The 24,903-nt window shown below is 69.4% G+C and carries 27 protein-coding genes and 1 riboswitch; of the genes, 13 read left to right on the top strand and 14 right to left on the bottom strand.

Annotated elements, in window-relative coordinates; translation table 11 throughout:
• Nucleotides 1-802: 802 nt before the first annotated feature.
• The 3 genes from ACFVDP_RS18565 to bcp form a co-directional block, all read right to left on the bottom strand.
• Nucleotides 803-1,297: an HNH endonuclease gene (locus ACFVDP_RS18565; protein WP_383490667.1), complete on the bottom strand. Its 495-nt coding sequence runs from the start codon at nucleotides 1,295-1,297 to the stop codon at nucleotides 803-805.
• A gap of 266 nt (nucleotides 1,298-1,563) precedes the next feature.
• The gene (gene proP / locus ACFVDP_RS18570; RefSeq protein WP_383490669.1) at nucleotides 1,564-3,066 is read right to left on the bottom strand and encodes a glycine betaine/L-proline transporter ProP; all 1,503 of its coding nucleotides are present in this window, start codon (nucleotides 3,064-3,066) and stop codon (nucleotides 1,564-1,566) included.
• 137 nt (nucleotides 3,067-3,203) lie between these two features.
• Entirely contained in the window at nucleotides 3,204-3,671 is a 468-nt protein-coding gene (gene bcp / locus ACFVDP_RS18575; RefSeq protein WP_383490671.1) for a thioredoxin-dependent thiol peroxidase, read from the bottom strand.
• Between the two features lie 160 nt (nucleotides 3,672-3,831).
• Between bcp and ACFVDP_RS18580 the strand changes: the two genes are divergently transcribed.
• The 3 genes from ACFVDP_RS18580 to sugE all read left to right on the top strand — a co-directional run bounded on the left by ACFVDP_RS18580 (nucleotide 3,832) and on the right by sugE (nucleotide 5,030).
• Complete coding sequence (locus ACFVDP_RS18580) at nucleotides 3,832-4,167, top strand: DUF3618 domain-containing protein (RefSeq protein WP_383490673.1); 336 nt, start codon at nucleotides 3,832-3,834, stop codon at nucleotides 4,165-4,167.
• 43 nt (nucleotides 4,168-4,210) lie between these two features.
• Nucleotides 4,211-4,552, top strand: coding sequence for a co-chaperone GroES (locus tag ACFVDP_RS18585; protein ID WP_018531818.1), 342 nt, complete (start codon nucleotides 4,211-4,213; stop codon nucleotides 4,550-4,552).
• Nucleotides 4,553-4,606: 54 nt separating this feature from the next.
• A riboswitch (guanidine-III (ykkC-III) riboswitch) is annotated at nucleotides 4,607-4,677 on the top strand.
• A gap of 32 nt (nucleotides 4,678-4,709) precedes the next feature.
• Nucleotides 4,710-5,030 (top strand): quaternary ammonium compound efflux SMR transporter SugE, encoded by a 321-nt coding sequence (sugE, locus tag ACFVDP_RS18590; RefSeq protein WP_383490675.1) that lies wholly within the window; start codon nucleotides 4,710-4,712, stop codon nucleotides 5,028-5,030.
• Here sugE and ACFVDP_RS18595 read toward each other — a convergent pair.
• The gene (locus ACFVDP_RS18595) at nucleotides 4,975-7,263 is read right to left on the bottom strand and encodes a transglycosylase domain-containing protein (protein WP_383490677.1); all 2,289 of its coding nucleotides are present in this window, start codon (nucleotides 7,261-7,263) and stop codon (nucleotides 4,975-4,977) included. The genes sugE and ACFVDP_RS18595 overlap by 56 nt on opposite strands.
• Nucleotides 7,264-7,382: 119 nt before the next feature.
• Here ACFVDP_RS18595 and ACFVDP_RS18600 point away from each other — a divergent pair, with 119 nt between their 5' ends.
• The 4 genes from ACFVDP_RS18600 to ACFVDP_RS18615 all read left to right on the top strand — a co-directional run bounded on the left by ACFVDP_RS18600 (nucleotide 7,383) and on the right by ACFVDP_RS18615 (nucleotide 10,973).
• A complete protein-coding gene (locus tag ACFVDP_RS18600; RefSeq protein WP_383490679.1) occupies nucleotides 7,383-8,195 on the top strand; it encodes an ABC transporter permease in 813 nt (270 codons plus the stop codon).
• Nucleotides 8,196-8,274: 79 nt separating this feature from the next.
• Nucleotides 8,275-9,051, top strand: coding sequence for an ABC transporter permease (locus tag ACFVDP_RS18605; RefSeq protein ID WP_383490953.1), 777 nt, complete (start codon nucleotides 8,275-8,277; stop codon nucleotides 9,049-9,051).
• A 30-nt stretch (nucleotides 9,052-9,081) separates the two neighbouring features.
• Entirely contained in the window at nucleotides 9,082-10,056 is a 975-nt protein-coding gene (locus ACFVDP_RS18610; RefSeq protein ID WP_383490680.1) for an ATP-binding cassette domain-containing protein, read from the top strand.
• Nucleotides 10,057-10,094: 38 nt separating this feature from the next.
• The gene (locus ACFVDP_RS18615) at nucleotides 10,095-10,973 is read left to right on the top strand and encodes a DUF1707 domain-containing protein (protein WP_383490682.1); all 879 of its coding nucleotides are present in this window, start codon (nucleotides 10,095-10,097) and stop codon (nucleotides 10,971-10,973) included.
• A gap of 254 nt (nucleotides 10,974-11,227) precedes the next feature.
• On the opposite strand, the gene ACFVDP_RS18620 is transcribed toward ACFVDP_RS18615, so the two are convergent.
• Nucleotides 11,228-12,550, bottom strand: a complete 1,323-nt coding sequence (locus ACFVDP_RS18620; RefSeq protein ID WP_383490684.1) for an SGNH/GDSL hydrolase family protein — start codon at nucleotides 12,548-12,550, stop codon at nucleotides 11,228-11,230.
• 225 nt (nucleotides 12,551-12,775) lie between these two features.
• On the opposite strand from ACFVDP_RS18620, the gene ACFVDP_RS18625 reads away from it, so the two are divergent.
• The 4 genes from ACFVDP_RS18625 (at nucleotide 12,776) to ACFVDP_RS18640 (ending at nucleotide 17,212) form a co-directional block, all read left to right on the top strand.
• Nucleotides 12,776-14,134 carry a DUF445 domain-containing protein gene (locus tag ACFVDP_RS18625; protein WP_383490686.1) on the top strand — a complete coding sequence of 453 codons (1,359 nt, stop codon included), beginning with the start codon at nucleotides 12,776-12,778 and terminating at the stop codon, nucleotides 14,132-14,134.
• 204 nt (nucleotides 14,135-14,338) lie between these two features.
• On the top strand, nucleotides 14,339-15,832 hold the full coding sequence (locus tag ACFVDP_RS18630; protein ID WP_383490688.1) for an MFS transporter: 1,494 nt from the start codon (nucleotides 14,339-14,341) through the stop codon (nucleotides 15,830-15,832).
• A gap of 22 nt (nucleotides 15,833-15,854) precedes the next feature.
• Complete coding sequence (locus ACFVDP_RS18635) at nucleotides 15,855-16,832, top strand: GlxA family transcriptional regulator (RefSeq protein WP_383490690.1); 978 nt, start codon at nucleotides 15,855-15,857, stop codon at nucleotides 16,830-16,832.
• Nucleotides 16,833-16,837: 5 nt separating this feature from the next.
• Complete coding sequence (locus tag ACFVDP_RS18640) at nucleotides 16,838-17,212, top strand: VOC family protein (RefSeq protein WP_383490692.1); 375 nt, start codon at nucleotides 16,838-16,840, stop codon at nucleotides 17,210-17,212.
• 349 nt (nucleotides 17,213-17,561) lie between these two features.
• Here ACFVDP_RS18640 and ACFVDP_RS18645 read toward each other — a convergent pair whose 3' ends face one another.
• From ACFVDP_RS18645 to ACFVDP_RS18665, 5 genes are all read right to left on the bottom strand, one after another.
• On the bottom strand, nucleotides 17,562-17,870 hold the full coding sequence (locus ACFVDP_RS18645; RefSeq protein ID WP_383490694.1) for a hypothetical protein: 309 nt from the start codon (nucleotides 17,868-17,870) through the stop codon (nucleotides 17,562-17,564).
• Between the two features lie 155 nt (nucleotides 17,871-18,025).
• On the bottom strand, nucleotides 18,026-18,925 hold the full coding sequence (locus ACFVDP_RS18650; protein WP_383490696.1) for a maleylpyruvate isomerase family mycothiol-dependent enzyme: 900 nt from the start codon (nucleotides 18,923-18,925) through the stop codon (nucleotides 18,026-18,028).
• Nucleotides 18,926-18,991: 66 nt separating this feature from the next.
• Entirely contained in the window at nucleotides 18,992-19,300 is a 309-nt protein-coding gene (locus ACFVDP_RS18655; RefSeq protein WP_383490698.1) for a hypothetical protein, read from the bottom strand.
• A gap of 11 nt (nucleotides 19,301-19,311) precedes the next feature.
• On the bottom strand, nucleotides 19,312-19,617 hold the full coding sequence (locus tag ACFVDP_RS18660; protein WP_383490954.1) for a hypothetical protein: 306 nt from the start codon (nucleotides 19,615-19,617) through the stop codon (nucleotides 19,312-19,314).
• A gap of 284 nt (nucleotides 19,618-19,901) precedes the next feature.
• Nucleotides 19,902-20,048: a hypothetical protein gene (locus ACFVDP_RS18665; RefSeq protein WP_383490699.1), complete on the bottom strand. Its 147-nt coding sequence runs from the start codon at nucleotides 20,046-20,048 to the stop codon at nucleotides 19,902-19,904.
• Nucleotides 20,049-20,276: 228 nt separating this feature from the next.
• Between ACFVDP_RS18665 and ACFVDP_RS18670 the strand changes: the two genes are divergently transcribed.
• Nucleotides 20,277-20,864, top strand: a complete 588-nt coding sequence (locus ACFVDP_RS18670; RefSeq protein WP_383490701.1) for a VanZ family protein — start codon at nucleotides 20,277-20,279, stop codon at nucleotides 20,862-20,864.
• Between the two features lie 9 nt (nucleotides 20,865-20,873).
• Here the strand turns inward: ACFVDP_RS18670 and ACFVDP_RS18675 are convergent, their stop codons facing one another.
• The 4 genes from ACFVDP_RS18675 to ACFVDP_RS18690 form a co-directional block, all read right to left on the bottom strand.
• A complete protein-coding gene (locus ACFVDP_RS18675; RefSeq protein ID WP_383490703.1) occupies nucleotides 20,874-21,797 on the bottom strand; it encodes a hypothetical protein in 924 nt (307 codons plus the stop codon).
• 147 nt (nucleotides 21,798-21,944) lie between these two features.
• Nucleotides 21,945-22,466 (bottom strand): hypothetical protein, encoded by a 522-nt coding sequence (locus ACFVDP_RS18680; protein WP_383490704.1) that lies wholly within the window; start codon nucleotides 22,464-22,466, stop codon nucleotides 21,945-21,947.
• 418 nt (nucleotides 22,467-22,884) lie between these two features.
• On the bottom strand, nucleotides 22,885-23,115 hold the full coding sequence (locus ACFVDP_RS18685; protein ID WP_383490706.1) for a DUF397 domain-containing protein: 231 nt from the start codon (nucleotides 23,113-23,115) through the stop codon (nucleotides 22,885-22,887).
• Complete coding sequence (locus tag ACFVDP_RS18690; protein WP_383490708.1) at nucleotides 23,112-23,960, bottom strand: helix-turn-helix domain-containing protein; 849 nt, start codon at nucleotides 23,958-23,960, stop codon at nucleotides 23,112-23,114. The genes ACFVDP_RS18685 and ACFVDP_RS18690 overlap by 4 nt, the downstream gene beginning before the upstream one ends.
• A gap of 194 nt (nucleotides 23,961-24,154) precedes the next feature.
• Here ACFVDP_RS18690 and ACFVDP_RS18695 point away from each other — a divergent pair, with 194 nt between their 5' ends.
• Nucleotides 24,155-24,763: an ATP-binding protein gene (locus ACFVDP_RS18695; RefSeq protein ID WP_383490709.1), complete on the top strand. Its 609-nt coding sequence runs from the start codon at nucleotides 24,155-24,157 to the stop codon at nucleotides 24,761-24,763.
• Nucleotides 24,764-24,903: the final 140 nt, after the last annotated feature.

Below are 24,903 nucleotides of genomic sequence, written 5' to 3' on the forward strand. Positions count from 1 at the left end.
GTTCGGGTCTGGCTGTGGCATGAGGGGCATAGGTACTGGAGGTTCTCTCGGCAGTTGTTCAGAGGGTCTCCGTCGATGTGATCGATCTCCAGGACCAGTCGCTTCCCCTGCCACAACTCGCCCTGGCCACAGGCGGAGCAGGCATGCGGCATGTTGATCTCGTCGAGAGCTCTACGCAGCAGGGTTGCTCGACATCGCGACGAGGCTGCCGGACGACGCACGAGAACTTCGTCGGCGGATTTGCGTGTTGGCGACGCGGCTCCGGCCTGATGCCCCTGCCCGGTGAAGTGTTCTGTCGAGAGCCCGTACTCATCGATACTGCGCTTTAGTTTGGCGCGGGCGGATCCGTTCGTCGGCGACAGCCCGAGGTGGCGCAGTACGTCGGCCAGCCCGCTGGACTCCGCGACGGCTTGCGTGAGTTCCGCCACCGGGAAGAGACTCTGGCCCACAGTTCCTCGACGCCATGTGAAGTGACTGGTCTCGATTCCGAACCTTTCCAGCTTGGTCTTCACCAGCCCATACGGTCCGTCCTCCGGTGGAATGCCCATGTACTCGAACATGCCCCGGATGCTGGTAGAACGGGCCGCCGCTTCGGCCAGAACCTCCTTCGAGTACGACCGCTTCGGACGCTCGGGCAGTGATTCGCCCTGGAAGTGGGACGTGTCGATGCCGTAGAAGAACAGCCGCTCGCCCAGGTAGCGACGAGGACCACTACACATGGGGGCACCGATCCGGCGCATGAGGTCGACCAGGCTGCGGGACTCGGCCGCAGTTCGCTCCAGGAGTTCTTGCGGATACTTGCTCATGCGAGTGCCCTCTTTCGGCCGCGATAGGTGTCGGTCACCGCATGGCAGTTGGGGCAGAGCAGGCGCAGGTTGTCCGGGCGGTTGTCCCACCAGTCCCCGCTGATGTGGTCGACTTCCAGGCACAGCGGCTTGCCGTTCCACTCCGGGCCCGTACCGCACGATGCGCACTTCTCCGGGACTCCGTGGCGCAGCAGCGCTCGACGGAGACGGGAACCGGGCACGCGGCCTTCGTCGCGTGAACGCAGGGCCAGCACCTCTCCGCAGGAGCCCTTCGGCCTGCCGCGCTGCACTACGAAGTGCGAGGTGTCGATGCCGAGAGCGGCGATCCGGCGGGCGATGTGGGCCTGATTACCTCCGACGTTGCTGATGCCCAGCCGCAGCACCACATCCTTGATGCTCCGCGATTCGATGACGGCAGCTCGCAGCACCGCCTCCGTATGCCGTACACCCCCGTGCTGAAAGTGCGAGACGTCGATCCCGGCCTCGGCCATCTTCCCGCTCAGGTACCGCTTGCTGTACCGCGTCGGCTCACCCCCGCACCACCGCACCGCCTCATCCCAAGACCCCGCATTCCGAGCCGCCTCCACCAGCAGCTCCCGCGTATACCGCTGCCCCGCCATGAGAACCTCCCCGATCCGATCCTCGGCCGTCAGTTCGCGGCCTCGTACGGGTCAACGAAATGAAAATCGGACTGTCACGCACGAAATGCGGGACAGTCCGATTTATGTGGCCGGGCCACATGAGGCGGGAAGAGCGGTCAGAACTTCGGGGCAGGCGCCTGGGATTCGACCATTTCCGCTGCCTCTTCATCCGTTTCCACCGAGGGCGGGGAACCGGCGAGGGGCTTCTGGGCCGTTTCCTTCATGCAGGCCACCGCGATGACGCCGACGAGGGCCGCGGCCATCGCGTAGTAGGCGGGCATCATGTCGGAGCCCGTCAGGCCGATCAGGGCGGTGATGACCAGGGGGGTCGTGCCGCCGAAGATCGAGGCCGAGAGGTTGTAGCCGACCGAGAGGGAGCCGTAGCGGACCTGGGTCGGGAACAGCGCGGGCAGGGCTGCCGACATGGTGCCGAGGAGGCAGACCAGGGACAGGCCGAGGAGCAGCATGCCGAGGGAGACGGCCCACAGGGCGCCGTTCTGGACCAGGAGGAAGGACGGGATCGACAGGACGAAGAAGCCGAGCATGCCGGTCATGAGGAGCGGCTTGCGGCCGAAGCGGTCGGAGAGCTTGCCGATCTGGCTGATGATGCACATCAGGAGCACCATCGTGGCGATGAGGATCAGCAGGCCGTGCGCCTCGGAGTAGCCCATCTCGTCCGAGAGGTACGTCGGCATGTAGGACAGGAGCATGTAGTCGGTGATGTTGTACGCGCCGACCAGGCAGATGCACAGGATCAGGGTGGGCCAGTAGTCGCGGAAGATCCTGGCCAGGTCGCCCTTGGCGGTGGTCTCCACGGCGGAGGCCGCGTCGGTGGCCTTGTGGGCGGACTCGTCCTCCAGCTTCTGGAAGGCGGGGGTCTCGTCCAGCTTCAGTCGCAGGTAGAGGCCGACGAGGCCGATGGGGCCCGCGACGAGGAACGGGACGCGCCAGCCCCAGGACTCCATGCCGTCGCTGCCGAGCCAGGTGGTGAGGATCGTGACGAGGCCGGCCGCGCCGACGTATCCGGCGAGGGTGCCGAACTCCAGGAAGCTGCCGAAGTAGCCGCGGCGCTTGTCGGGCGCGTACTCGGCGATGAAGGTGGACGCGCCGCCGTACTCGCCGCCGGTCGAGAAGCCCTGGATCAGGCGGAAGAGGATGAGGAGGACCGGCGCCCAGAAGCCGATGGTGGCGTACGACGGGATCAGGCCGATGGCGAAGGTACCGATCGCCATCAGGATCATGGTCATCGCCAGGACCTTCTTGCGGCCGATCTTGTCACCCATCGGGCCGAAGACCATGCCGCCGATCGGCCGCACCAGGAAGGAGACGGCGAAGGTGGCGAACGACGAGATCAGCTGGACCGTGTCGTTCCCGGACGGGAAGAAGACATGGCCGATGGTCACGGCGAGGTAGGAGTAGATGCCGAAGTCGAACCACTCCATGGCGTTGCCGAGCGAGGCCGCCTTGACCGCCCGCTTGACCGCCGTCTCGTCGGTGACGGTGATGTCGGTGCGGCGCAGGGGCGGGTTCTTGCGCCTTCTGACGGCGCGGAAGAGCGCCCGGTGACGCTTGACCGCCTCCGGGTCGGGCGCCTGCCCTTCCTCGGTGTCGGTGGTCATGGGGTGGATCCCTTCTGTGGACATGGAACGTATCCAGGGGATCACTTGCTCGATCGTGGCGCTTGCAAACGAAAGTCCCCGCCTGAGGGGACTTTCGTCACAACGTGGGTACCCGGCCGGGCTGGTTCAGATGCGGTTCAGATGCCGAGATCCTTGATGATCTTCGCCACGTGGCCGGTCGCCTTCACGTTGTAGAGCGCGTGCTCGACCTTGCCGTCCTCGTCGACGACGATCGTGGAGCGGATGACTCCGGTGACGACCTTGCCGTAGAGCTTCTTCTCGCCGAAGGCGCCGTAGGCCTCGAGGACCTTCTTGTCGGGGTCGCCGACCAGGGTGACCTTGAGGTTCTCCTTCTCGCGGAACTTGGCGAGCTTCTCCGGCTTGTCGGGGGAGACGCCGATGACGTCGTAGCCGGCCTCGGTGAACACGTCGAGGTTGTCGGTGAAGTCGCAGGCCTGCTTGGTGCAGCCCGGGGTGAGCGCGGCCGGGTAGAAGTAGACGATGGTCTTGCGGCCCTTGTGGTCGGCGAGGGAGACCTCGTTGCCGTCGGCGTCGGGCAGGGTGAAGGCGGGGGCTGTGTCGCCGGGCTGCAGTCGCTCGCTCATGTCGCTCGCTCTCCTCGCGGTGTGGGGGGTCGTACGTGGACTCCCGTCGGACTCCCGTTGAGCGTAATGGGGGTGCCGAGGGGTATCCGTGGCGGCGAGCTGACAGACTGTCCATCACCACACACACAGCTAGTTACGCAGCGACCACGGAGGCAGCGCGGTGTCGGACACGGATACGCCGGATACGCGGACGCCGGCGCAGATCGAAGCGGACATCAAGCGCCGCCGCGAGACCCTCGCCGAGACGCTCGACGAGCTCGGGGTGCGGGTGCACCCCAAGACGATCGTCGGTGACGCCAAGGCCAAGTTCGCCGCCCAGGTGGACCACACGGTCGGCCGGGCCTATGTCAGTGCCAATCGGCTGGTCTCGGACGTGAAGGGGCAGCTGGTCACGGAGGAGGGCGCGCCGCGCCTGGAGCGGCTGGTGCCCGCCGCGCTCGTCGTGGTCGGTGTGGTCGGGGTGCTCGCGCTGAGCGCGCGGCGTCGCAAGGGCTGACCCGAGGGCACCCCGCGCCGCGCCGGGCAGGTATTTTCGTGGCGTGAGCGAGAAGACCCAGCACGACAAGTTGCCCATCCGGATGCTGCACGACCGTGTGCTCGTGCGGCAGGACTCCGCCGAGGGCGAGCGGCGCAGTGGCGGCGGCATTCTGATCCCCGCCACGGCGGCGGTCGGCAAGCGTCTCGCCTGGGCCGAGGTCGTGGCGGTCGGGCAGAACGTGCGGGCGGTGGAGCCGGGTGACCGGGTGCTGTTCGATCCGGAGGACCGGGCGGAGGTCGAGGTGCGCGGTGTCGCGTACGTGCTGATGCGCGAGCGGGATCTGCACGCGGTGGCGGCCGACCGGTTCGAGGGGTCCGAGGACTCGACGGGCCTGTATCTGTAGCGGGCCGCGAAGCTGAGTGCGAGGGGCTGGTGACCATCGTCACCAGCCCCTTTTGCATGCTCTTTGCTACCTTTATGAGTACCCGACGAGACGCGCCGTACCGGGATCCGCAAAGACGACGCACCCCTGTTGAGAACCACTGACGGAGGTGCCAGTCATGGCCTGGATCCTGATCGTGATCGCCGGACTTCTCGAAGTCGCCTGGTCGATCGGTATGAAGTACACGGACGGTTTCACCCGGCTCTGGCCGAGCGTGTTCACGGGCGCGGGGATCGTCGCGAGCATGATGCTGCTGTCCTACGCCGCCAAGTCGCTGCCCATCGGTACCGCGTACGGCGTATGGGTCGGCATCGGGGCCGCGGGTGCGGCCATCGTCGGCATGTTGCTGCTGGGGGAGCCGGCGACGGCCGCGCGGATCTTCTTCATCGGCCTGCTGCTCGTGTCGATCGTGGGTCTGAAGGTGACGTCAGGTCATTGAGGACGCCGTTGCCGTCGCCGTCTCCGGGCTGGAACTCGTCGGGGCCGTCGGTCTGCGGGGCGTCGGGGGACTGGGGTGACTCGGTCGTGGGGGAGGCCGGTTCGCCGGTGGGTTCCCCGGGCGGCTCCTCGGTGGCGGAGGGTTCCTCCGACGCCGGGGCGGACTCGGTCGCGGGTGTGGAGACCGTCGGGACGGGCAGTTGCTCGGCGCCGCTCTCCAGGTTCAGGTCGAAGTCGGTGGCGGTGGTGCCGGTGAGGGCCTGCTTCGTGAACTGGGCCCAGATCTGTGCGGGGAATCCGCCGCCGTTGATCCGGGGCAGGCCCGCGGCCCCGTACAGCGAGGTGTGGGCGCCGGACTGCGGGTCCTGGCCCATGACGGAGACGACGGTGGCGAGGTCGGGGGTGTAGCCCGCGAACCAGGCCGCCGTGTCCTCCTCGGCGGTGCCGGTCTTGCCGGCGGCGGGGCGGCCGGCGGCCTGTGCGGCGGTGCCGGTGCCGGAGTCGACGACGGACTGGAGCATCGAGGTGGTGGTGTCGGCGGCTTCGCGGCTCACCACGCGGCGGGTGTCCCGCGCGGGCAGGTCGACCTTCTCGCCGTCCTTGGTGACGGAGGCGAGGATCGTGTACGTGCCGTGTTTGCCGTGGTTGGCGAGGGTCGCGTACGCCTCGGTCATGTCGAGGACGCTGGCGGTCGCCGGGCCGAGCGCGATGGACGGGGACGCGGTGAGGTCCGGGGTGTTCTCCGGGAGGCCGAGGTCGACGGCGGTCCGCTTGACCTTGGCGGGGCCGACGTCGACGGCCATCTGCGAGTAGACCGAGTTGACGGACTTGTCGGTGGCGGTCTGTACGGTGATGTTGCCGTAGGAGACGCCGTCCTCGTTCTCGGGGGCGTAGGTGCCGCCGTCCCAGCCCTGCACGGGGCGTTTGTCGGTGCCGTCGTAGATGGTGTTGGGCGTGATGGTGCGGCCGTCCTGGGTCGTCGAGCCGTTCTCGACGGCGGACGTGAAGACGAACGGCTTGAAGGTGGAGCCGACCTGGTAGTCGCGGCGGGTGGCGTTGTTGACGTACTGCTTCGTGTAGTCGACGCCGCCGTACATCGCGACGACCTTGCCGGTGGCGGGGTCGATGGCGGCGCCACCTGCCCGTACGTTCTTGTCGACGTCGCGCGTCTTCTTGTCGAGCTGGGACATCAGCTGGTCGTCGACGGCCTCGACGAAGGCGTCCTGCTTCTTCTTCTGCAGGGTGGTGGTGATGCGGTAGCCGCCGGTGGCGAGGGTGTCCTCGTCGAGGATCTTGTTGCTGGTGATGTAGTCCTTCACGGCCTGCACGATGTAGCCGCGCTGGCCGGACATCCCGGCCGCTCCCTTGGCCTCCTTCGGCACCGGGAACGTCATGTTCTGGCGGTCGGAGGCGCTGAGCCACTTCTTCGTGACCATGCCGTCGAGGACGTAGTTCCAGCGGGCGACGGCGCGGGCCTTGTTCTCCGGGTGGGCGACCACGTCGTAGGCGCTGGGGGCATTCAGCAGGGCTGCCAGATAGGCGCCCTGAGCGGTCGTCAGGTCCTCCACGTCCACGCCGTAGTACGCCTGGGCGGCGGCCTGGATGCCGTACGCGTTGCGTCCGAAGTAGCTGGTGTTGAGGTAGCCGGTGAGGATCTCGTCCTTGGACGCCTCGCGGTCCAGCTTGATGGAGATGAAGAACTCCTTCACCTTCCGCGAGACCGTCTGCTCCTGCCCGAGGTAGTAGTTCTTCACGTACTGCTGCGTGATGGTCGAGCCGGACTGCTTGCCCTTGCCGCGCAGGGTGTTCCAGGCGGCGCGGATCATGGCCTTCGGGTCGACGGCCGACTCGGAGTAGAAGTCCCGGTCCTCGGCGGCGAGCGCCGCGTGCTGGACCGCTTTGGGGATCTGGGCGAGCTGGACGTTCTCGCGGTTGACGTCGCCGTCGCGGGCGATCTGGGAGCCGTCCGCGTACAGGTACACGTTGCTCTGGGCGGTCGCCGCGGAGTTCGCCGGGGGGATGTCCACGAGGGCGTAGCCGAGGGCGAAGAGGCCGCAGCACAGCACGACGAAGGCGATGAGCGTGCCGAGCACCATCCGCCAGGTGGGGATCAGCCGCCGCCAGCCCTTGCGCTTGGGGCGCTTCGCCTTGCCCTTCGCCTTGCCCTCGGCGGGGGCCTGGTCCGGCCCGGGTCCTTGCCCGGGGCCCTGCGGGGGCGGCTCGTCGCTGCTCATGTCCTGTGGAACTCCTGATTCGCGTCGTACGTCACGTACGCCTCGTATGACACATAAGCCTCCTACATCACTGGAAAAATGCATGGCAGGCGAGGCCAGGCCGCCCTAGGCTGCCGCCAGTGGGAGCTCTTCGGCTGTACGCGGCGGTCGTCGCCAGTGGACTGCGGCGGTACGCCACGTATCGCGCGTCCACCGCGGCCGGCATCGTCACCAACACCGTCTTCGGCGTGATCATCGCCTACACCTATGTGGCGCTGTGGGACGAGCGCCCGCACCTCGGCGGCTACGACCAGTCGCAGGCGCTCACGTTCGTCTGGATCGGGCAGGCGCTCTTCGCCGTGATGATGCTCGGTATGCCGTCCGGTGTCGAGGCCGAGCTGATGGCGCGGATCCGCAGCGGGGACATCGCCGTCGATCTGTACCGGCCCATCGACTTGCAGTGCTGGTGGCTCGCTCTGGACCTCGGGCGGGCGCTGTTCCAGCTGGCCGGGCGCGGGGTGGTGCCGATGGTCGTCGGGGCGCTCGCCTTCCAGCTCGCGCTGCCGCACGACGTCCTGCGGTGGCTGGCCTTCCTGGTCGCGGTGGTGCTCGGCTGCGTGGTCAGCTTCGCGCTGCGCTATCTCGTGGCGATGTCCGCGTTCTGGTTCATGGACGGCAACGGCGCGGTGCAGATGTACGGCATCGTCGGCACGTTCTTCTCCGGGATGCTGCTGCCGCTGAACGTCTTTCCGGGCGCGATCGGGGACGTGGCCCGGGCCCTGCCCTGGTCGGCGCTGCTCCAGGTCCCGGCGGACGTGCTGATGGGCACGCATCCGGGCCGGGGCGTGCTGGGCAGCCTCCTCTTCCAGGCCTCCTGGGCGGCCGGGCTGCTCGGCGCGGGGCGGCTGTTGCAGCGGGCGGCGACGCGGAGGGTGGTGGTGCAGGGTGGCTGAGGGTGCGGTGGCCGAGGCCGAGTACGGGTCGGGCGAGCGTGTTCCGGGCCGGGCGCTGACGGCGTGGCGGGTGTTCCGCATGGTCAGCGGGGCGTGGATCCGCTCCACGATGACGTACCGGGCGTCGTTCGCGCTGACCGCCTTCGGCAACTTCGCGATGACGGGACTGGAGTTCTGCTCCATCCTGCTGATGTTCTCCCAGGTCGACCGGCTCGGCGGCTACACGCTCCCCGAGATCGCCTTCCTCTACGGCACCGCGGGCGCCTCCTTCGGTCTGGCCGATCTGGCCGCCGGTTCGCTGGGGAAGACCGGGCAGCGGGTGCGGGACGGGACGCTGGACGTGTTCCTGGTGCGGCCCGCGCCGGTGCTGGTGCAGCTGGCCGCGGACCAGTTCGCGCTGCGCCGGATGGGGCGGATCAGCCAGGGGCTCGTGGTGCTGGTGTGGTCGGCGGTGGCGCTGGACGTGACCTGGACGCCGGTGAAGGTGCTGCTCGTGCCGTTGCTGGTGATCAGCGGGGCCGCGATCTTCGTCGCCGTGTTCATCGCGGGCGCGGCCTTCCAGATCGTGGCGCAGGACGCGGCCGAGGTGCAGAACGCGGCGACGTTCGGCGGCAACACGCTGCTCCAGTATCCGCCCACCGTCTTCGGCGACAACCTGCTGCGGGGCGTCACGTTCGTCCTGCCGCTGGCCTTCGTGAACTGGGTACCGGCGCTCTACATCCTGGGCCGCCCCTATCCGCTGGATCTGCCGTGGTGGGTCGCCTTCGCGCCGCCGCTGGTGGCCGCGGGGTGTCTGGCGGCGGCGGGGTGCGCATGGCGGGTGTCGTTGCGGGGCTATCGGAGTACAGGGAGCTGAAGTCTGTTGTTGCGCAAGGAAGTCCGGCCGATGGCCGGGGAGCCGCTCATCGAGGTGGACGGCGTCGAGAAGGTCTTCGACGTGCGCCGCAAGGCGGGGTTCCTGCGCCGGGAGCGGCGCGAGGTGCGGGCGGTGGACTCGCTGACGTTCATGGTGCCGCGCGGCGAGATGGTCGGCTACATCGGTCCGAACGGGGCCGGGAAGTCGACCACCATCAAGATGCTGACCGGCATCCTGACGCCGAGCGCGGGCCGGCTGCGCGTCGCGGGCATCGACCCCTCGCGCGAGCGCGCCAGACTCGCGCACCGCATCGGCGTCGTGTTCGGGCAGCGCACCACGCTCTGGTGGGACCTGCCGCTCATCGACTCGTACCGGCTGATGCGCCGCATGTACCGCATCCCCGACGCCCGGTACACGGAGAACCTCGACCGCTGCGTCGAACTCCTGGAAATGGCGCCGCTGTTGGACGTGCCCGTGCGTCAGCTCTCGCTCGGCCAGCGGATGCGCGGCGACATCGCGGCGGCGCTGCTGCACGACCCCGAGGTGCTGTACCTGGACGAGCCGACGATCGGCCTGGACGTCGTCTCTAAGGTCAAAGTCCGGCAATTCCTGCGGGACTTGAACGCGGAGCGCGGCACGACGGTCCTCCTCACCACCCACGACCTCACCGACATCGAGCAGCTGTGCCGTCGCGTCATGGTCATCGATCACGGGCGTCTGATGTACGACGGTGATCTCGACGGGCTGCACGAGCTGGGCGGCGGTGAGCGCACCCTCGTCGTGGACCTGGAGCGTGAACTCCCGCCGATCGAGGTGGAGTCGGCGCGGGTGGTGAAGGTGGAGGGGGTGCGGCAGTGGCTGGCGTTCCCCGCCGCCGACTCCGCGGCGCCGCTGGTCGCCGCGATCGCCGGGCGCTATCCGCTGGCCGATCTGTCGGTGCGCGAGCCCGACATCGAGAGTGTGATCGCACGGATGTATGCCGGGAGCGCTTCTTTAACGTACTGACGCCGGTATCGGCGCGCTGACGCCCGTACGCTGAAAACATGACGGACGCAACGCTCCCGGACCGCCCCGACGAGTCCGGCCGCCCCCAGGACGACGGCCTCGATCTGCGGGCCTCCGATGCCGACCGCGAGCAGGTCGCCGAGCGGCTGCGGGACGCGCTGGCCGAGGGGCGCCTCGACATGGAGGAGTTCGGCGAGCGTCTTGAGGAGACGTACAAGGCGCGTACGTACCGGGAGTTGCTGCCCGTCACCCGCGATCTGCCCGGGGCCGGCACTCCTGCCCCCGCGCCCGCTCCGGTGAACCTGATCAAGGGCCCGCTGCCCGAGGGGGCGGTCGACTGGTCGACGCGGATCGGCGGCTCGGCGGGCGGTTCGGCGTGGGGCGTCGGCATCCTCTCCGGGTTCGAGCGCAAGGGGCGGTGGACGGCGCCGAGCCGGTTCGACTGCGTCGCCGTCATGGGCGGTGGTGAACTCGACCTGCGCGAGGCGAACTTCGAGTCCCGCGAGATCGTCATCAACTGCGTCGCGATCATGGGCGGCGTCAATGTGATCGTGCCGCCCGGTGTCGAGGTCGTCGTGCGCGGCATCGGCATCATGGGCGGTTTCGACCACAGCGAGTCCGGGGTACCCGGTGATCCCGGGGCGCCGCGAGTGGTGATCACCGGGTTCGCGTTCTGGGGCGGTGTCGGCGTCGAGCGCAAGCTGCCCAAGGCCGAGCGGCAGCGCCTTCGCGAGGAGCGGCGCCGTGAGCGGCTCGATCGCCGGGAGGAGCGGCGTGAACTCCTGGGCCGCCACGGTGACCGGCACCGCGGCCTCCACGACGACCACCTCGACCGCCACCGCGAACGCATCGAGGAGCACCTCGACCGCCTGGAGGAACGCCGGGAGCGGCGGCATCGGGGGCGGCACGGGGAGTAACGGTGCCTTGAGCGCGGGGCGCTTTCGGATGCGGGCTGCTATCAGCCCCGCCGGGGCACTGCGGGTGCGGGCTACTACCAGCCCGGCCAGGGGCGCGGGGAACTGCGCGAGAAGCCCCCACCGGGGCGCACCCGCGAACGGCGCTGTACTGGCCGCCGATTAGGCGCTGACCCCGCGCCGGGGTGCCGCCTTGCCCACCCTGCCGCCCCAGGCGGCAGATTGCCCAAAGCGGCGGGGGTCGGCCGACAGGCCGCCTACAGCTCGGCCCCGGTCGACCCCTTCAGTGAGGACAGATCGAAGGATTCGGCCATCTTCCGGTACCCGGCGTCGCTCGGGTGCAGATGGTCGCCCGAGTCGTACTGCGGCAGCAGCTTGCGCGGGTTGTAGGGATCCCGCAGAGCCCGGTCGAAGTCGACGTAACTGTCGTACACCTTCCCGGCCCGGATCTGCGCGTTGACCCCTTGCCGAACGACCTCGAGCCGAGGCTCGTACCCCCGGTGCCCCTGGAACGGCATGAGCGTCGCCCCGACAACCCGAAGCCCGCGCGCATGCGCCTGCCGCACAAGCTCCCGCAGCCCCTCGACGATCTTGTCGGGGTTCGTCTGCTGCGGATTGCGCAGGATGTCGTTGATCCCGAGGTCGATGACGACGGCCCGCACCCCGGACCGGTCGAGCGCGTCCCGCCCGAAGCGGGACAGCCCGCTCGGATTGTTGGCGGGGCGCCCGAGCCCGTCGGACAGCACGCGGTTGCCGCTGATGCCCTGGTTCACGACGCCGTAGCGCGGGGCACCCGACTCGGAGCGCAGCCGGTCGGCGAGGACGTCCGTCCAGCGGTGGTTGGCCCCCATGGTGGAGGTGATGCCGTCGGTGAGCGAGTCGCCGATGACGACGACGGTGCCCGCCGCCTCGTTGCTGAGCACGTCGAGCGCGGTGAGGTAGCGCCAGTACGGGCTCTGCTCGGTGTACCGGGTGCCGGTCGGGTCCTCCACGAGGTCGCCGCTCGCCACGTACGACATCTGCCGGGCCTGCGGGTGGTACGTGACCGGTCCCGACGCGGTCGGCGAGTACGTGGTGACGAGCATGTCCGAGTCGCCCGGAACCTGTATGCGTACGGCGTCGCTGACGATCTGCGAGCCGGCCGCGACGACCACCGAGGTGTTCCCGGAGAACGTCAGGCGGCGCACGGTGCCGGCCAGCGCCGTGGGGCTGTTGGGCGCAGAGGCCACGGCGATCGACGCGTGCGTGATGCTGAGCGGCTGCTGCCCGTAGAGATTGGAGAGCGTGACGCGGGCACCGGTGCCGCCGATGCTCGTGTGCACGATGTTGCGGACGGAGCGGCCGGAGAAACCATTCGTCTCCGTGCCGGGCTCGGCGCCCGCGGGGGCTGCCGACCAGCTGCCGGCCCAGGTGCCGGTGGAGGCGGGCGCGGCCGAGCTGCGCGGGTGGGCGCCACCCGCCTGAACGTTGTCGTCGCCGCTCCGAAGGACGCCGGAGAAGCCGACGTAGATAGCGGCAGAGATCACTACGGCGACCGCGACGAGCGCGGCCAGCAGCACATAACCGTGACGCCTGGTCATGCGGTGTGTCTCCTCGGGCAGGGGGAGCCCGAGGCTCCGGTGTGATCATCCCATGATGCGTCATGGGGCGGGACGGGGCCGACACTGCCCCCCTCCGCACATTCAGACGCCGGGAACTTGTGGTTCGTTCCGTTAGTAGGTCAGGAAGGGACAATGTGTGAGGGGGATGACATGGGAACGACGGATGCCGAAGCCGACAGTGGCGATGAGTGAGGCGGGCAGGCGATGAGCGATTTGGACAAAAGGGGTGAAGTGGACAGGGGTGGTTCTGGGCAGTATGCCCCTGAGCCCCCCGTCGAACCCCGTACCGCCCGCCGCTCCGTCACCGAGTTCACCGCAGCCGACGAGGAGAAGCGGCGCGGCGTACGCCGGATGAAGGCGACGGCGACGGGCCTGCTCGTCCTCGTCGCGGTCGTCTACGCCCTGACGACCTGGGCGGAGCACTCCGGGGCGGGCGCCTGGACGGGCTATGTCGCGGCCGCCGCCGAGGCCGGCATGGTCGGCGCGCTCGCCGACTGGTTCGCCGTCACGGCCCTTTTCCGCCATCCGCTCGGCATCCCCATCCCGCACACGGCGATCATTCCGCGCAAGAAGGACCAACTGGGTCTGTCGCTGGGTGAGTTCGTCGGCGAGAACTTCCTCTCCGGGGACGTGGTCCGCGAGCGCCTGCACTCCGTCGGCATCGGTTCCCGGCTCGGCGTCTGGCTCGCCGAGCCCAAGAACGCGGACCGGGTGACGGCCGAGCTGGCCACGGCGCTGCGCGGCGCCCTCACCGTGCTGCGCGACTCCGACGTCCAGGCGGTCGTCGGCGAGGCCATCACGCGCCGCGCCGACAACGCCGAGATCGCGCCCGGCATCGGCAAGATGCTGGAGAAGGTCGTCGCGGACGGCGGCCACAAGCGCGTCGTCGACCTGGTGTGCACGCGGGCCCACGACTGGCTCGTCCTGCACTCCGACTCGGTGATGGACGCGGTGCAGGGCGGGGCCCCCGGCTGGACGCCGCGCTTCGTCGACAAGCGCGTGGGCGAGCGGGTCTACAAGGAACTCCTCCGCTTCGTCACCGAGATGCGCGACATGCCCGAGCACCCGGCGCGCGGCGCCGTGGACCGTTTCCTGCGCGACTTCGCGGGCGATCTCCAGGGCGACTCCGACACCCGGGCCCGCGTCGAGCGCCTCAAGTCCGAGGTGCTGGGCCGCTCCGAGGTGCAGGACCTGATCGCCTCCACCTGGTCGGCGGTCCGCTCGATGATCGTGGCGGCGGCCGAGGACGAGCGCAGCGAGCTGCGCCTGCGCGTGCGGGCGTCGCTGCTCTCGCTCGGGCAGCGGATGGCGTCGGACCCGAAGGTGCAGGGCAAGGTCGACGGCTGGGTGGAGGGCGCCGCGGTGTACGTCGTGACGACGTACCGGGCCGAGATCACCTCCCTGATCACGGACACCGTGGCGAGCTGGGACGCCGAGCACACGTCCCGCAAGATCGAGGCCCACATCGGCCGCGACCTGCAGTTCATCCGGATCAACGGCACGGTGGTGGGTTCGCTGGCGGGGTTGGTGATCTACACGGTGTCGAAGGCGTTCGGGGCGTAGCGCCTCTGCGGCGGGCGGGGGTGCCGTGTTCGCCCGCGGGCCGGTGGCCGCTTCTCGCGCAGTTCCCCGCGCCCCTGGCGGGGCGCTCCGGCAGATCAAGCCCCTCCGGCGCTTGAGGAGCGGGGTCCGGGGCGGAGCCCTGTGGCGTGAGCCTCGATCGGCGGGGAACCCGGGGCGGGCCCATTCCCCCAGCGAGGAGGGCCCATGTCCCCGGAGCACCCAAAGGCCCCCGGCACCGACGGAGCCCCCGCCACCGTCACCACCGCGGTCCCGGCCCGCCTGGACCGCCTCCCCTGGTCCCGCTGGCACTGGACGGTGGTGATCGGCCTCGGCACGGTCTGGATCCTCGACGGCCTCGAAGTCACGGTCGTCGGCAACATCGCGGGCCGCCTCTCGGAACCCGGCAGCGGCCTGCCCATCTCCTCCGCCCAGGTCACCGGCACCGCGGCCGCCCTCTACGTGGCCGGCGCCTGCGTGGGCGCCCTCTTCTTCGGCTGGCTGACCGATCGCTTCGGCCGCAAGAAGCTCTTCCTCGTCACCCTCGCGGTCTACCTCGCGGCGACGGCCCTCACGGCGTTCTCGTTCTCCGTCTGGTGGTTCTTCGTCTTCCGCTTCTTCACGGGCTTCGGCATCGGCGGCGAGTACGCGGCCATCAACTCGGCGATCGACGAGCTGATCCCGTCGAAGTTCCGCGGCCGCGTCGACCTGATCATCAACGGCAGCTTCTGGCTCGGCGCGATCGGCGGCTCGCTGCTCTCGATCGTGGCGCTCGACACGGACCTGTTCGCGATCAACATCGGCTGGCGCCTCACCTTCGGCCTCGGCGTCGTCCTCGGCCTGGTCATCCTCCTGGTGCGCCGCAACGTCCCCGAGAGCCCCCGCTGGCTCTTCATCCACGGCAGGGGAGAGGAGGCGGATTCCCTGGTCACGGGGGTGGAGGACAAGATCCGTACCGAACGCGGCGGCGAGGCCCTCCCGCCGCCCGCCGGCGAGATCACCATCCACCCGCGCAAGAGCATCGGCTTCCTGGAGATCGCCCGTACGGTCTTCCGTTCCTACCCGCGCCGCACGACCCTCGGCCTCTCCCTCTTCATCGGCCAGGCGTTCCTCTACAACGCGATCACCTTCGGTTTCGGCGCGATCCTGACGACGTTCTACGACGTGCCGACCGGCTCGACCGGCTACTACTTCGCGGTGATCGCGGCCGGCAACTTCATCGGCCCGCTGCTGCTGGGCAAGCTCTTCGACACGCTCGGCCGCCGCATCATGATCTCCTCCACCTACCTGCTGTCCGGCCTGCTCCTCTTCGGCACGGCCTGGCTCTTCGACCGCGGCTCGCTCACGGCGACGACCCTGACGGCCTGCTGGTCGGTGGTCCTGTTCTTCGCGTCGGCGGGCGCGTCGAGCGCGTACCTCACCGTGTCGGAGATCTTCCCGATGGAGACGCGCGCGATGGCGATCGCCTTCTTCTACGCGATCGGCACGGCGGCCGGCGGCATCAGCGGCCCGCTGATCTTCGCGGACCTCACCAAGAGCGGCAAGGTCGCCGACACGGTGCTCGCCTTCCAGATCGGCGCCGGGCTGATGTGCGCGGCGGGCCTGGTGGCGGTGGCGTTCGCGGTACGGGCGGAGGGAAAGTCGCTGGAGGACGTGGCCCGCCCGCTGTCGGCGGTGACGCCGTCGGGCCCGTCCGGCTGACTCTGGTGGCAGCATCTGCTCCATGAGTACGCGGCACGCACGACGCACCTCGGTGGCGGTCCTGGTCAGGGACGGTGTCCTGCCCATGGAACTGGGCCTGGTCCACCAGCTGTTCGGCACGGCCCGCGATCCGTCGACGGGCGAGCCGCTCTACGACGTCCGTACATGCGCGCCCCGGCCGGGCAGGATCCGTACGGACGCCGATTTCCCGATCTACGCGGAACACGGCCTGGAGGCGGTGACGGCGGCGGACACCGTCCTCGTCCCGGCCTCGCACGAGACGGACGAGACGCTCCAACCGGGCGGCCTGGAAGGCGACTTGGCGTCGGCCATCGCATCATCGCGGGGCCGGGTGGCGTCCATCTGCACGGGGTCGTTCGTCCTGGCGGCGGCGGGTCTGCTGGACGGCCGCCGGGCGACGACGCACTGGATGTCGTCGGCGCGCTTCGCCCGTACGTTCCCGGCCGTCACGGTCGATGCCGACGTTCTGTACGTGGACGAGGGCCGGGTGCTGACCTCGGCCGGTGAGGCGGCGGGCATCGACCTGTGCCTGCACATGATCCGCGCGGACCACGGCGCGGCGGTGGCGGCCGAGGTCGCGCGGCGCACCGTGGTGCCCCCGTACCGGGAGGGCGGCCAGGCGCAGTACATCCGCCGCCCGGTCGAGGAGGAGGGCCTGACCTCGACGTCGGCCTCGCGGACCTGGGCGCTGGAACGTCTCGCCGAACCCCTCACCCTGGCCGACCTGGCGGCGCGCGACGGCCTGTCGGTACGCACCTACAACCGCCGCTTCCGCGAGGAGACGGGCGTCACCCCCATGACCTGGCTGACCGCCCAACGCGTCGACCGGGCAAGGGAGTTGCTGGAGCGGACCGACCACACGATCGACCGCGTAGCGGCCGAGACGGGCTTCGGCACGGACGTCTCGCTGCGCCAGCACTTCCGGCGGACGCTCGGGGTGTCGCCGGGGGCGTACCGGGCCACCTTCCGGGGACGATGAACGGCATGACGCAGATCCGCAGAGCTGTCCCGAACGTACAAGTGGAGCCCGGCGAGAAGGCCGCCGAGGCCAACCGCGCCTTCTACGGCACGCTCGGCTTCGAGGAGGTCATGAACCTCGGCTGGGTGACGACCCTGGCGTCCCCGAGCCACCCCGCCGCCCAGCTCACCTTCCTCACCCACGACGAGACGGCCCCGGTGGTCCCGGACGTGAGCGTGGAGCTGGGCACGGTGGAGGAGGTGGACACGGCATACGCGGCGATGCGGTCGGCGGGCGCCGAGATCGTCCACACCCTGCGCGACGAGGACTGGGGCGTCCGCCGCTTCTTCGTACGGGATCCGCAGGGCCGGGTGGTGAACGTACTGGCCCACCGGGCCTGACCCGGGTCCCGCCGAGTCCTCGGGATGCCGCACCTTCCCCGCGCCTCCCGGGATGCCGCCCCCTCACGGCACCTCTCGGGATGCGGCACCCTCACGGCACCCCTTGGGATTGTGGCACCCTCACCGCGCCCCCTGGGATGCCGCCCCCTCATCGCGCCCCCTGGGATGCCGCACGAAGTGCGCATCCTGGGGGCGCGGGGAACTGCGCGCCCAGCCACGACGAAACCCGCGCTGGACACCGCTTTCCAGGGGCGCGGGGAACTGCGCGAACACCCCCACCGCCCCGCGGGCGAACGACAACCCGGACCACGCCGGGCCGGACCCGGACCCGGACCCGGACCCGCCAGGCTCAGGAGGCCCGTCGATCCACCACGACATAGGACGCGGCGGCAACGGCCCCGGCCACCCCGAACACGGCAGGCCAGGCCCCCACCTTCTTGGCCAACGGATGCGACCCGGCGAACGCGGCGACGTACGCCCCGGTCAGAACCCCGGCGACCTTCCCACCCCGCACTTTGGTCCACTGCGTGGCGGCGGCCGCCCCGGCGACGGCGAGCACGGCCCCGCCCAGCTGCCGCTTCTTGGTGAAGCGCGCGGTGGCGTAACCGCCGATGAGGCCGGCGGCGGCGAGCGGAGCGGTGGGCAGGGTGCGGGCCATGGAATCTCCTGGTGGGCGGAGCGCCGGACCGGATGCCCGGCAATGCACTGAAGGGCGCCGCTTGGCGCCGTTTGCGAGGTTACGCCGTACGCCCGCAGGCGGGGCCGAGGGGGCGGCCTCTGTGCTCCGGCTCACTCGCCCCGGCCTACTGGACCTTACGTAGACCGGCCGAGCCCGGAACCCTCCCCGCCCGGAGCCGGACAACACCCGGCGGCGCCGGAGGCCGCCCAGGGCGCGGGCGAGGGAAGGTACCGATCGAGCAGCGGGGCGTCCCCCCGCACCCTCAACTCGCTGCGCGGAACGCGCTGCCAGAGATGCAGCATCAGATCGGACACCGACCCCGCCAGCTCGACCACACAGCACCCGCTGCCCTGATTGAGCAGCACGTCATCGGCGTCGACCTGGACGATCCAGCTGCGGAACCCGTCGAGCTGTGTGATCCGCAGCCGCTCGCCGCGCCCCGGCGGCGTCTGCCCCCAGGCCTGCCGCGCCGGGAGCATCACCTCGAAGGCGTGACTGACCGCGTCGGCGGCGAGCCAGGTCTCCACGGGCGCGGGCTCCCCGACGGCGGACTCGGCGTCCCACCGGTGCACGGCGGCCTCGATGGCCTGCAACCGCAGCCAGAACCCGAGAGTGCGCCCGCCGAACTCCGCGCCCTCCGGCACCCCCACCGCCCAGGACCACACGGGCTCCCCGGGGTCCCGGGCAGTGAACACCTTCTCCAGCCGGTCGGCCCCGTCCCGGAACCAGTCGAGCAGCCCCCGAGGCATCGGCCCGACCAACGGCCCCCGCCCCACCTCGGGCAACTGGAGCAGGGCCGGATCCCCGAGCCCCTCGGGCCGTTGCGCGGCCCCGGCCCCGACGATGTGAGCGACCTGCCGGTGCACACCCCCGAGATGCAGCACAAGATCAGCGACGGACCACCCGGGACACCCCGGCACGAGCGGAACGTCCCGCCCTTCCCAGGCCTCCACGCACCGCTCGAAGGCCGACACTTCCCGCCGAAAACTCACGACATGATCGACGCCCCACACCGGTGCCTCCTGCCCCTCCACACGGACCCGCCTCTTACTGAAGCTACGACTCCGGGCTCACCGGGATAACTGCTCCGACGAGTTTGCTCAACGCCAGAAACACTCGTCGATCACGATCTGTGGATCGGTCTCCCGCCTGGTGAACTCGTATCGCAGCCATCCCCGCCCATGATCGAAGTAGAAGACGTGCAGACCGCCGGGGCGGGTGGACTGGACGGGTTCGACGCTCATCCCGGAGGGGAGGTCCCGGTCGGCATCGAGGCCTCGGAAGTATGGGTCGGTGGCGGTGACCAGCTCGGCCCTTGCCGCCAGAACGAGGTCTCGTGCGACGTCCGGAAGGGCGTCCCGGTCTGCCTCGGCAGCTGTGGTCCAGTCGTCCTGCCAGGGCGGTCCCATGAATCCGTCGGTCACCGGCCGGGCTCGGCTTTCGCCGCTTCACGGCGCAGCTGACCCGCCTCTTCGATGAAGGCCTTCGCACGGGCGTAGTCGGCTTCCCGGCCCGCCGCGTCCTCCAGGTCGTGAACCCTCGCGGTCAGCTTCGGATCGCGGGCGAGCGCGTACTCGGCCCACCAGCGCGCCATGAAAGCGGGGACCGGCGCGAGGTCGTAGGCGTCGGCGATGTCCCGGCGCCAATGACGGTCGAAGTCGACAAGGAGCTGTGGAGCGTACTGAGCGATGGCGGCGCGCAGCGCCTTCGGCGTTCTGTCCGGCATCGGGGGCACGGCCTCCGATCCGGTGGGGGCGGTGGTCACAGGCGCTGATCCTCCGGCGGCGGTCGGGATGGCACGGGCTGGGGCGAGCGCCATCCCGTGATGCGTTGTGGACTCGTTCGTCCTGCTTCTCGCAACGGTATTACGAATCGGGGCGGCGGCGACGGGATACGCCGGGTGTTCACCCCCTCGACCGGCCGGGCGCCGGCCGCGTCCCGATGCGGTCCCCCTTGCGGCCTCTCTGACCAGCGCAGATGGCGTCGGCGTCGCTACCCGTCCGATCACGATCACCGCACCCCCACGCGCTCCCGCAGCACCCGCCGTACTTCGCCGTACCCACCACCGCTGCCCACGCCGATGTCCTTCTCCGGTCGGCCCGCGCACGACCGCCACGCCGTCCCCGCCTTCTGCCCCAGGGCAACGGATCGCGGCACTCGGAACACTCGAAGACCTCGCGCCAGACCCGCTCACGGCTCCCGGCCCGGCCGGATAACCGCTTCGACGAGTCTGCTCGCAGGCCGGGGCCGTATCTCCCCCGGTCGGGTGGTCCTGCACGTGAACGGCGACGACCACCGGCGCCCGACCACAACCATCTGCACCATGCCCCCACCCCGGACCACCAAGACCACCTCGACCACCTGGACGACACGCGAACGCCCCGCATGTGGCGCGTAGTTCTCTACGTCACTCCGCTGACGACCGGCCTGTTCGTCGTAGCGGCGGCAGCCCTGACGCTCGTACTGGCCCTGTGGCGCTCCCACGCCCCCGAGGCCGTCCGCCGAACGTCTCGCGCGCTGGGCTCGGCCTGGCTGCTCCTGGTCCTCGCGGCGACACTGCTCCCCACGCAGCCGCTGGGTTCGGGCGGCATGTCCGTGTTCCTGACTCCGGGGGAGGGCTTGTGGGGAGCGGAGATGTCCTTCGTCGACGCCGGCGAACGGCACATGATCCTGGCGCTCCAGATCGCCAACGCGGCCATGTTCGTCCCGCTGGGCATCCTGGCATCGACGTCCGCACGCCAACCGTCCGCGCCGAGAACCACCCTCCTGTGCACCGCGCTGAGCCTGTGCATCGAACTGGCCCAACTGCTGATGGCTGCGGGCCGGGTGGTCGACGTGGACGATGTCATCTTCAACAGCGCGGGAGCCCTGCTCGGAGCAGCTCTCGTCACACTGTCGACGCGCATGACGGCTGCTGCGAAGCCCTCGGGCAGACACGCGGCCCGACAGCGGCCGTGGCCGTTCCGAGTATGAGACGCCCGTCTACCGCACACGCTCCCGCAGCACGCGCCGCACCTCCCCGTACCCACCGCCTCCCGCGGCCGAGCACTGTGCGACGACGAATCCACCGGCCCTCGCCCCCGCCCCTGTCTCGCACGACGCACACCGGCCCGCCTCCTGCCCCCACGGCAACGGATCACGGCACTCGGAACATTCGAAGACCTCCCGCCAGGCCCGCTTGCGGGCGGGCCGCTTCCGCGTGAGCCGATCGGCGACGAGCCTGGCAGCCGAGTACACCTTGGCGGGCAGCCCGTCGGTGACGGCATCGACGACCTGGGCGGCGGAGGCCCCCCGATCGAGCCAGTCACAGACCTCGGGCACCAACTCCCGCACACTCCGCTCGGACAACCGCAGCCGCGCGTCCACGGCCCCGAGCTTCCACAAGATGCGGGCGCCTTCCGCGGCGCGGGGATCGGAGGCAGCCTCGGGCTGGCCCGGTTCGCTGGGCGCGGCGGGCGCGGCTGGTGCGGCCGCCTCGGCGGGAGGGAGGGGAGGGTTCTTCCTCCCGTCCTTTTCGCAGTAGTCCTCCCCGCCAGGGGAAAACGCTCCCGAGTCCCCGGTTCCCACCCGCCCGGGAACCGGCTCACCGGCACTCACGGAAGCGCGCAGCTCAGGATGCTCATACACGTCAACGCTGGACACGATGCGCTTGCTGCGACACTCGCGCTCGGTCCGAGTGACCCAATACCCCAGCTCCCGCAGCTCCTTGACCGCCTTGGACACGGCAAGCCGCCCCTGAGGGAAGCCGTCACTGAGGGTGCGAACGTTGACCTGGGCGCCGCTGGGCAGCGACAGAACGTAGACGAGGATGCCGCGAGCGGTATGGGAGAGCCGCGGATCGCGGATGGCTTTGTTGGCGATGACGGTGAAGTCCCGCTCATGCCGATGGATACGATGAACCTGCATGGGGAGTTGCTGCTCCTTGTGCCGGACCCCCGGAGGTTGCCGCCTCGCGGGGGTCGCCTGCTTAGTGTGAAGTTGTGTAGACGGAGAGTGACACAGGGATGGCCGAGCAGGCAATCTCTGCCCAAGGCTCATCCCGTGGCTGGCAGGTCAACAGGCATCGGCGACCGCGTCATCGAACTCCTTGCGCGACATGGCCCGATCGGCAGCCCAGACCTGCCCGGGCTTCAGCCCCTTGAGGTCCTCTGTCGAGAACCCTCCAATTCCGTTGTAGCTACGGAACACACCCCGCCCGCCGTAGAACATCAAGTCGTACTCGTACCCCGGCTTCAGTCGCTGCGAGCCATCCTTCGAGACGCGCCACGCCGAGGGCGGAGCGAACAGGGGAAACTCGAACGCGCCGCCCCGATGGGGATCTGCATTGGCGTCCCACGTCGTGAACGCGGCCGGGTCATCCGCGTCGGCTCCCTTCGAGCTGTCCGATGTGGCGGATTCCGTACGCTCACTGCCGAGCAGGTACATGCCCTTGACCTTGTCGTCCCCGCAGGGCTTGGCCAGCACCATCGGTGTTCCGTCGTCGTCCAGCCACCCGGCGATCATCGGGTACTGCGCCGGTGTACATCCCGACAGCAACACCCCACCGATGGCCGTGCCCAGCACCGACCACAACACACGCCGCATCATCGCCCCGCCCCCAGTCGACCATGTGCATCGCGCAAGTGTCCGCGAGTATCCAGGTCGCTCGCCCCACCAGTCCAGCCCCAGGCGAGGATGAGCACATGGCCCCCAACTGCGCCTGAAGCAAGCAGCATTGCAAAGCTCAACCCCAAGCCAACCCGCACCGGGCCCACCACGGCGAGTGGCGCTCAGCCCCCGAAGGCGCCCCTGTCCGGCTGACCCGCGCCCTGTCCCCAACGAATCCCAAGCCGACGAAAGCCAGCCCCAACCGGCCGTCAGCCAGCCGCGATACGGAGGGAGGCATCAGCAACCCCCCACCGTCACCAGCCAAGCAATCCAAGAGAAACCCACCGGCGTGCACCCGACTTGGCCCCACGCCCACCACCCCACCGGCGCCGGGCGCCGGACCCAGCTACTCCACGCTGCCGAGGCCGCCCAGGAAGCGAGCCCAGGCGCCCCCTCCAACGACGAGCACGGCCCCGTCCGCACACTTGGAGTCCCGCACAAAGACGGTGCTGTCCGCCCCGGAAGCACACTCGACGCACTCGCCCCCGGCGCCGTTGCTGTACGACGACTTGCGCCAGACAAGCCGCCTGGCGGGCACCGAACGAACTGCACCCTCGGAATGGCAATGTGCGGTCATCCTGCGAACTCCTTGACCAGGTTCTTGATCAGCAAGAGGGAGCGCTGCGGACTCTGGGCGGCAGCCATCAACCCGTCGAACGCTCGCGTGTACTCACGGACATGATGGTCCCCTTCGAGGTACACCGCATCGGTGATGCCGTCCCGATAGACCACGTCAGGGTCTTCCTGATCGGGGAATCCGAGGATCGTGAACGACCCGGTCACCGGCCGCGTACCGGAGTCGAAGGGCAGAACCTGCAAGGTGACGGACTTCAACTGAGCGACGTTCAGCAGGTGTTCGAGCTGATCGCGCATGACGGCCCGATCACCGACGACGTTCCGCAACGCCCCCTCGCTCATGATGAACCAGACGTCCGGAGCATCCGCGCGGGTCAGCATCTCCTGACGTTCCTGCCGTACGCGAATGGCGCGCTCCGAGTCCTCGGGCGTCATGTGTGAACCGGCGCTGTGCAGTTCGGTCATATAGGCGGTGGTCTGCATCAGGCCGGGGATGAGCTCGCACTGGTACTGCCGGAAGGCGGACGCTTCCTGCTCAAGCCCGATGTAGATGTTGAACCACTCGGGAACCCCCGACCCGTGAACCTGCCACCAGCCCTTCGTCTTGGCCTGCCTGGCAAGGGACTTGAGGAAGTCCCGCATTTCGTCGCTGGTCTCGTACAACCGACACAACGCATCGACGTCGGACGGCTGTACGCGCCCGTGGCCGGTCTCCATCCGGTTCACCTTGGAGCCGCTCCAGTCGACCGCTGCGCCCACCTGGGCGCAGGTCAGACCACTGGCCTCACGCAGCTTCTTCAGCTCGATCGAAAGCCGCCGACGCCGTGCGGTCGGAGATCCAGCCATGTCGCACCACCTCCCTGCTAGCGGCTCTCAGTCTCCGCGCCAAGACGTGGGCCTGCCAATCACTCGATAGTGGGAATCCCGTTCTGCAAATTGCACGAAGGGATCGGATGCAGTCACGCTGTGTTGCATGGGGCGGCGACGAACTCGTCTCCTCGAAGCGGGAGTTGTTGCACCTCTACGGAGAGGACGAGCCTGTGCTCCAGCAGAACTGTGTATGTCGAAAGCCCTGGGAGCTGGCCTTCACGGCCGAGCCCGAAGAACTGGCCGGCCTGCGCCGCATCGTGCGGCTGCACCTCATGCACTGGGGCCTGCCCGACCTGGTCGACTGCGCTCAACTGTGCGTGTCAGAAATGGTCTCCAACGTCATCACCCACGTGGGCACCGGCACTCCCACCGAACTCAGCCTCCTGATGAACGGCCCGTTCCTCCGCATCGAGGTCCAAGACCCGGACCTCCGCGCCCTGCCCACCCTCCTCCACGCCGCAGACGACGACGAAAGCGGACGGGGCATGAAACTGCTCGATGCGCTGGCGGTCCGCTGGGGCGTCCAGATCAAGGCGGACCGCAAGGTGACGTGGTGCGAGCTGGCCACTGGGATCGACGTGCCGGGAGGCCACGTCCGTAGCGCCGCCGTTGATCGAGCTGAAGGGCTGCTCCAACTGTATGGAGTGGGTTTGGACAAGCTGGCAGCGGTTGCTTTGATCACGGATCTGCTGTGCTGGGCTCGCGCTCATGGGCACGACACGGATGACCTCTTGGAGAACGCCGAGACGCGCTTTGATCGCGAAGTGACTCGTCGATGATGTGATGCGCGTTCCCGGCGGAGGCGTTGAGGGCAGCGTTCCAGGAGGGGCTTCCCGCTGTGGCCTGTTGGCAACGCCTGATCAGGCCCCTCTGGCCTTAGCTTGGGATGGGTAGTTCCCGAGGACGGTGTCAGCGTCCG

The organism is Streptomyces sp. NPDC057694 (genome assembly GCF_042799415.1).
Lineage (GTDB): Bacteria > Actinomycetota > Actinomycetes > Streptomycetales > Streptomycetaceae > Streptomyces.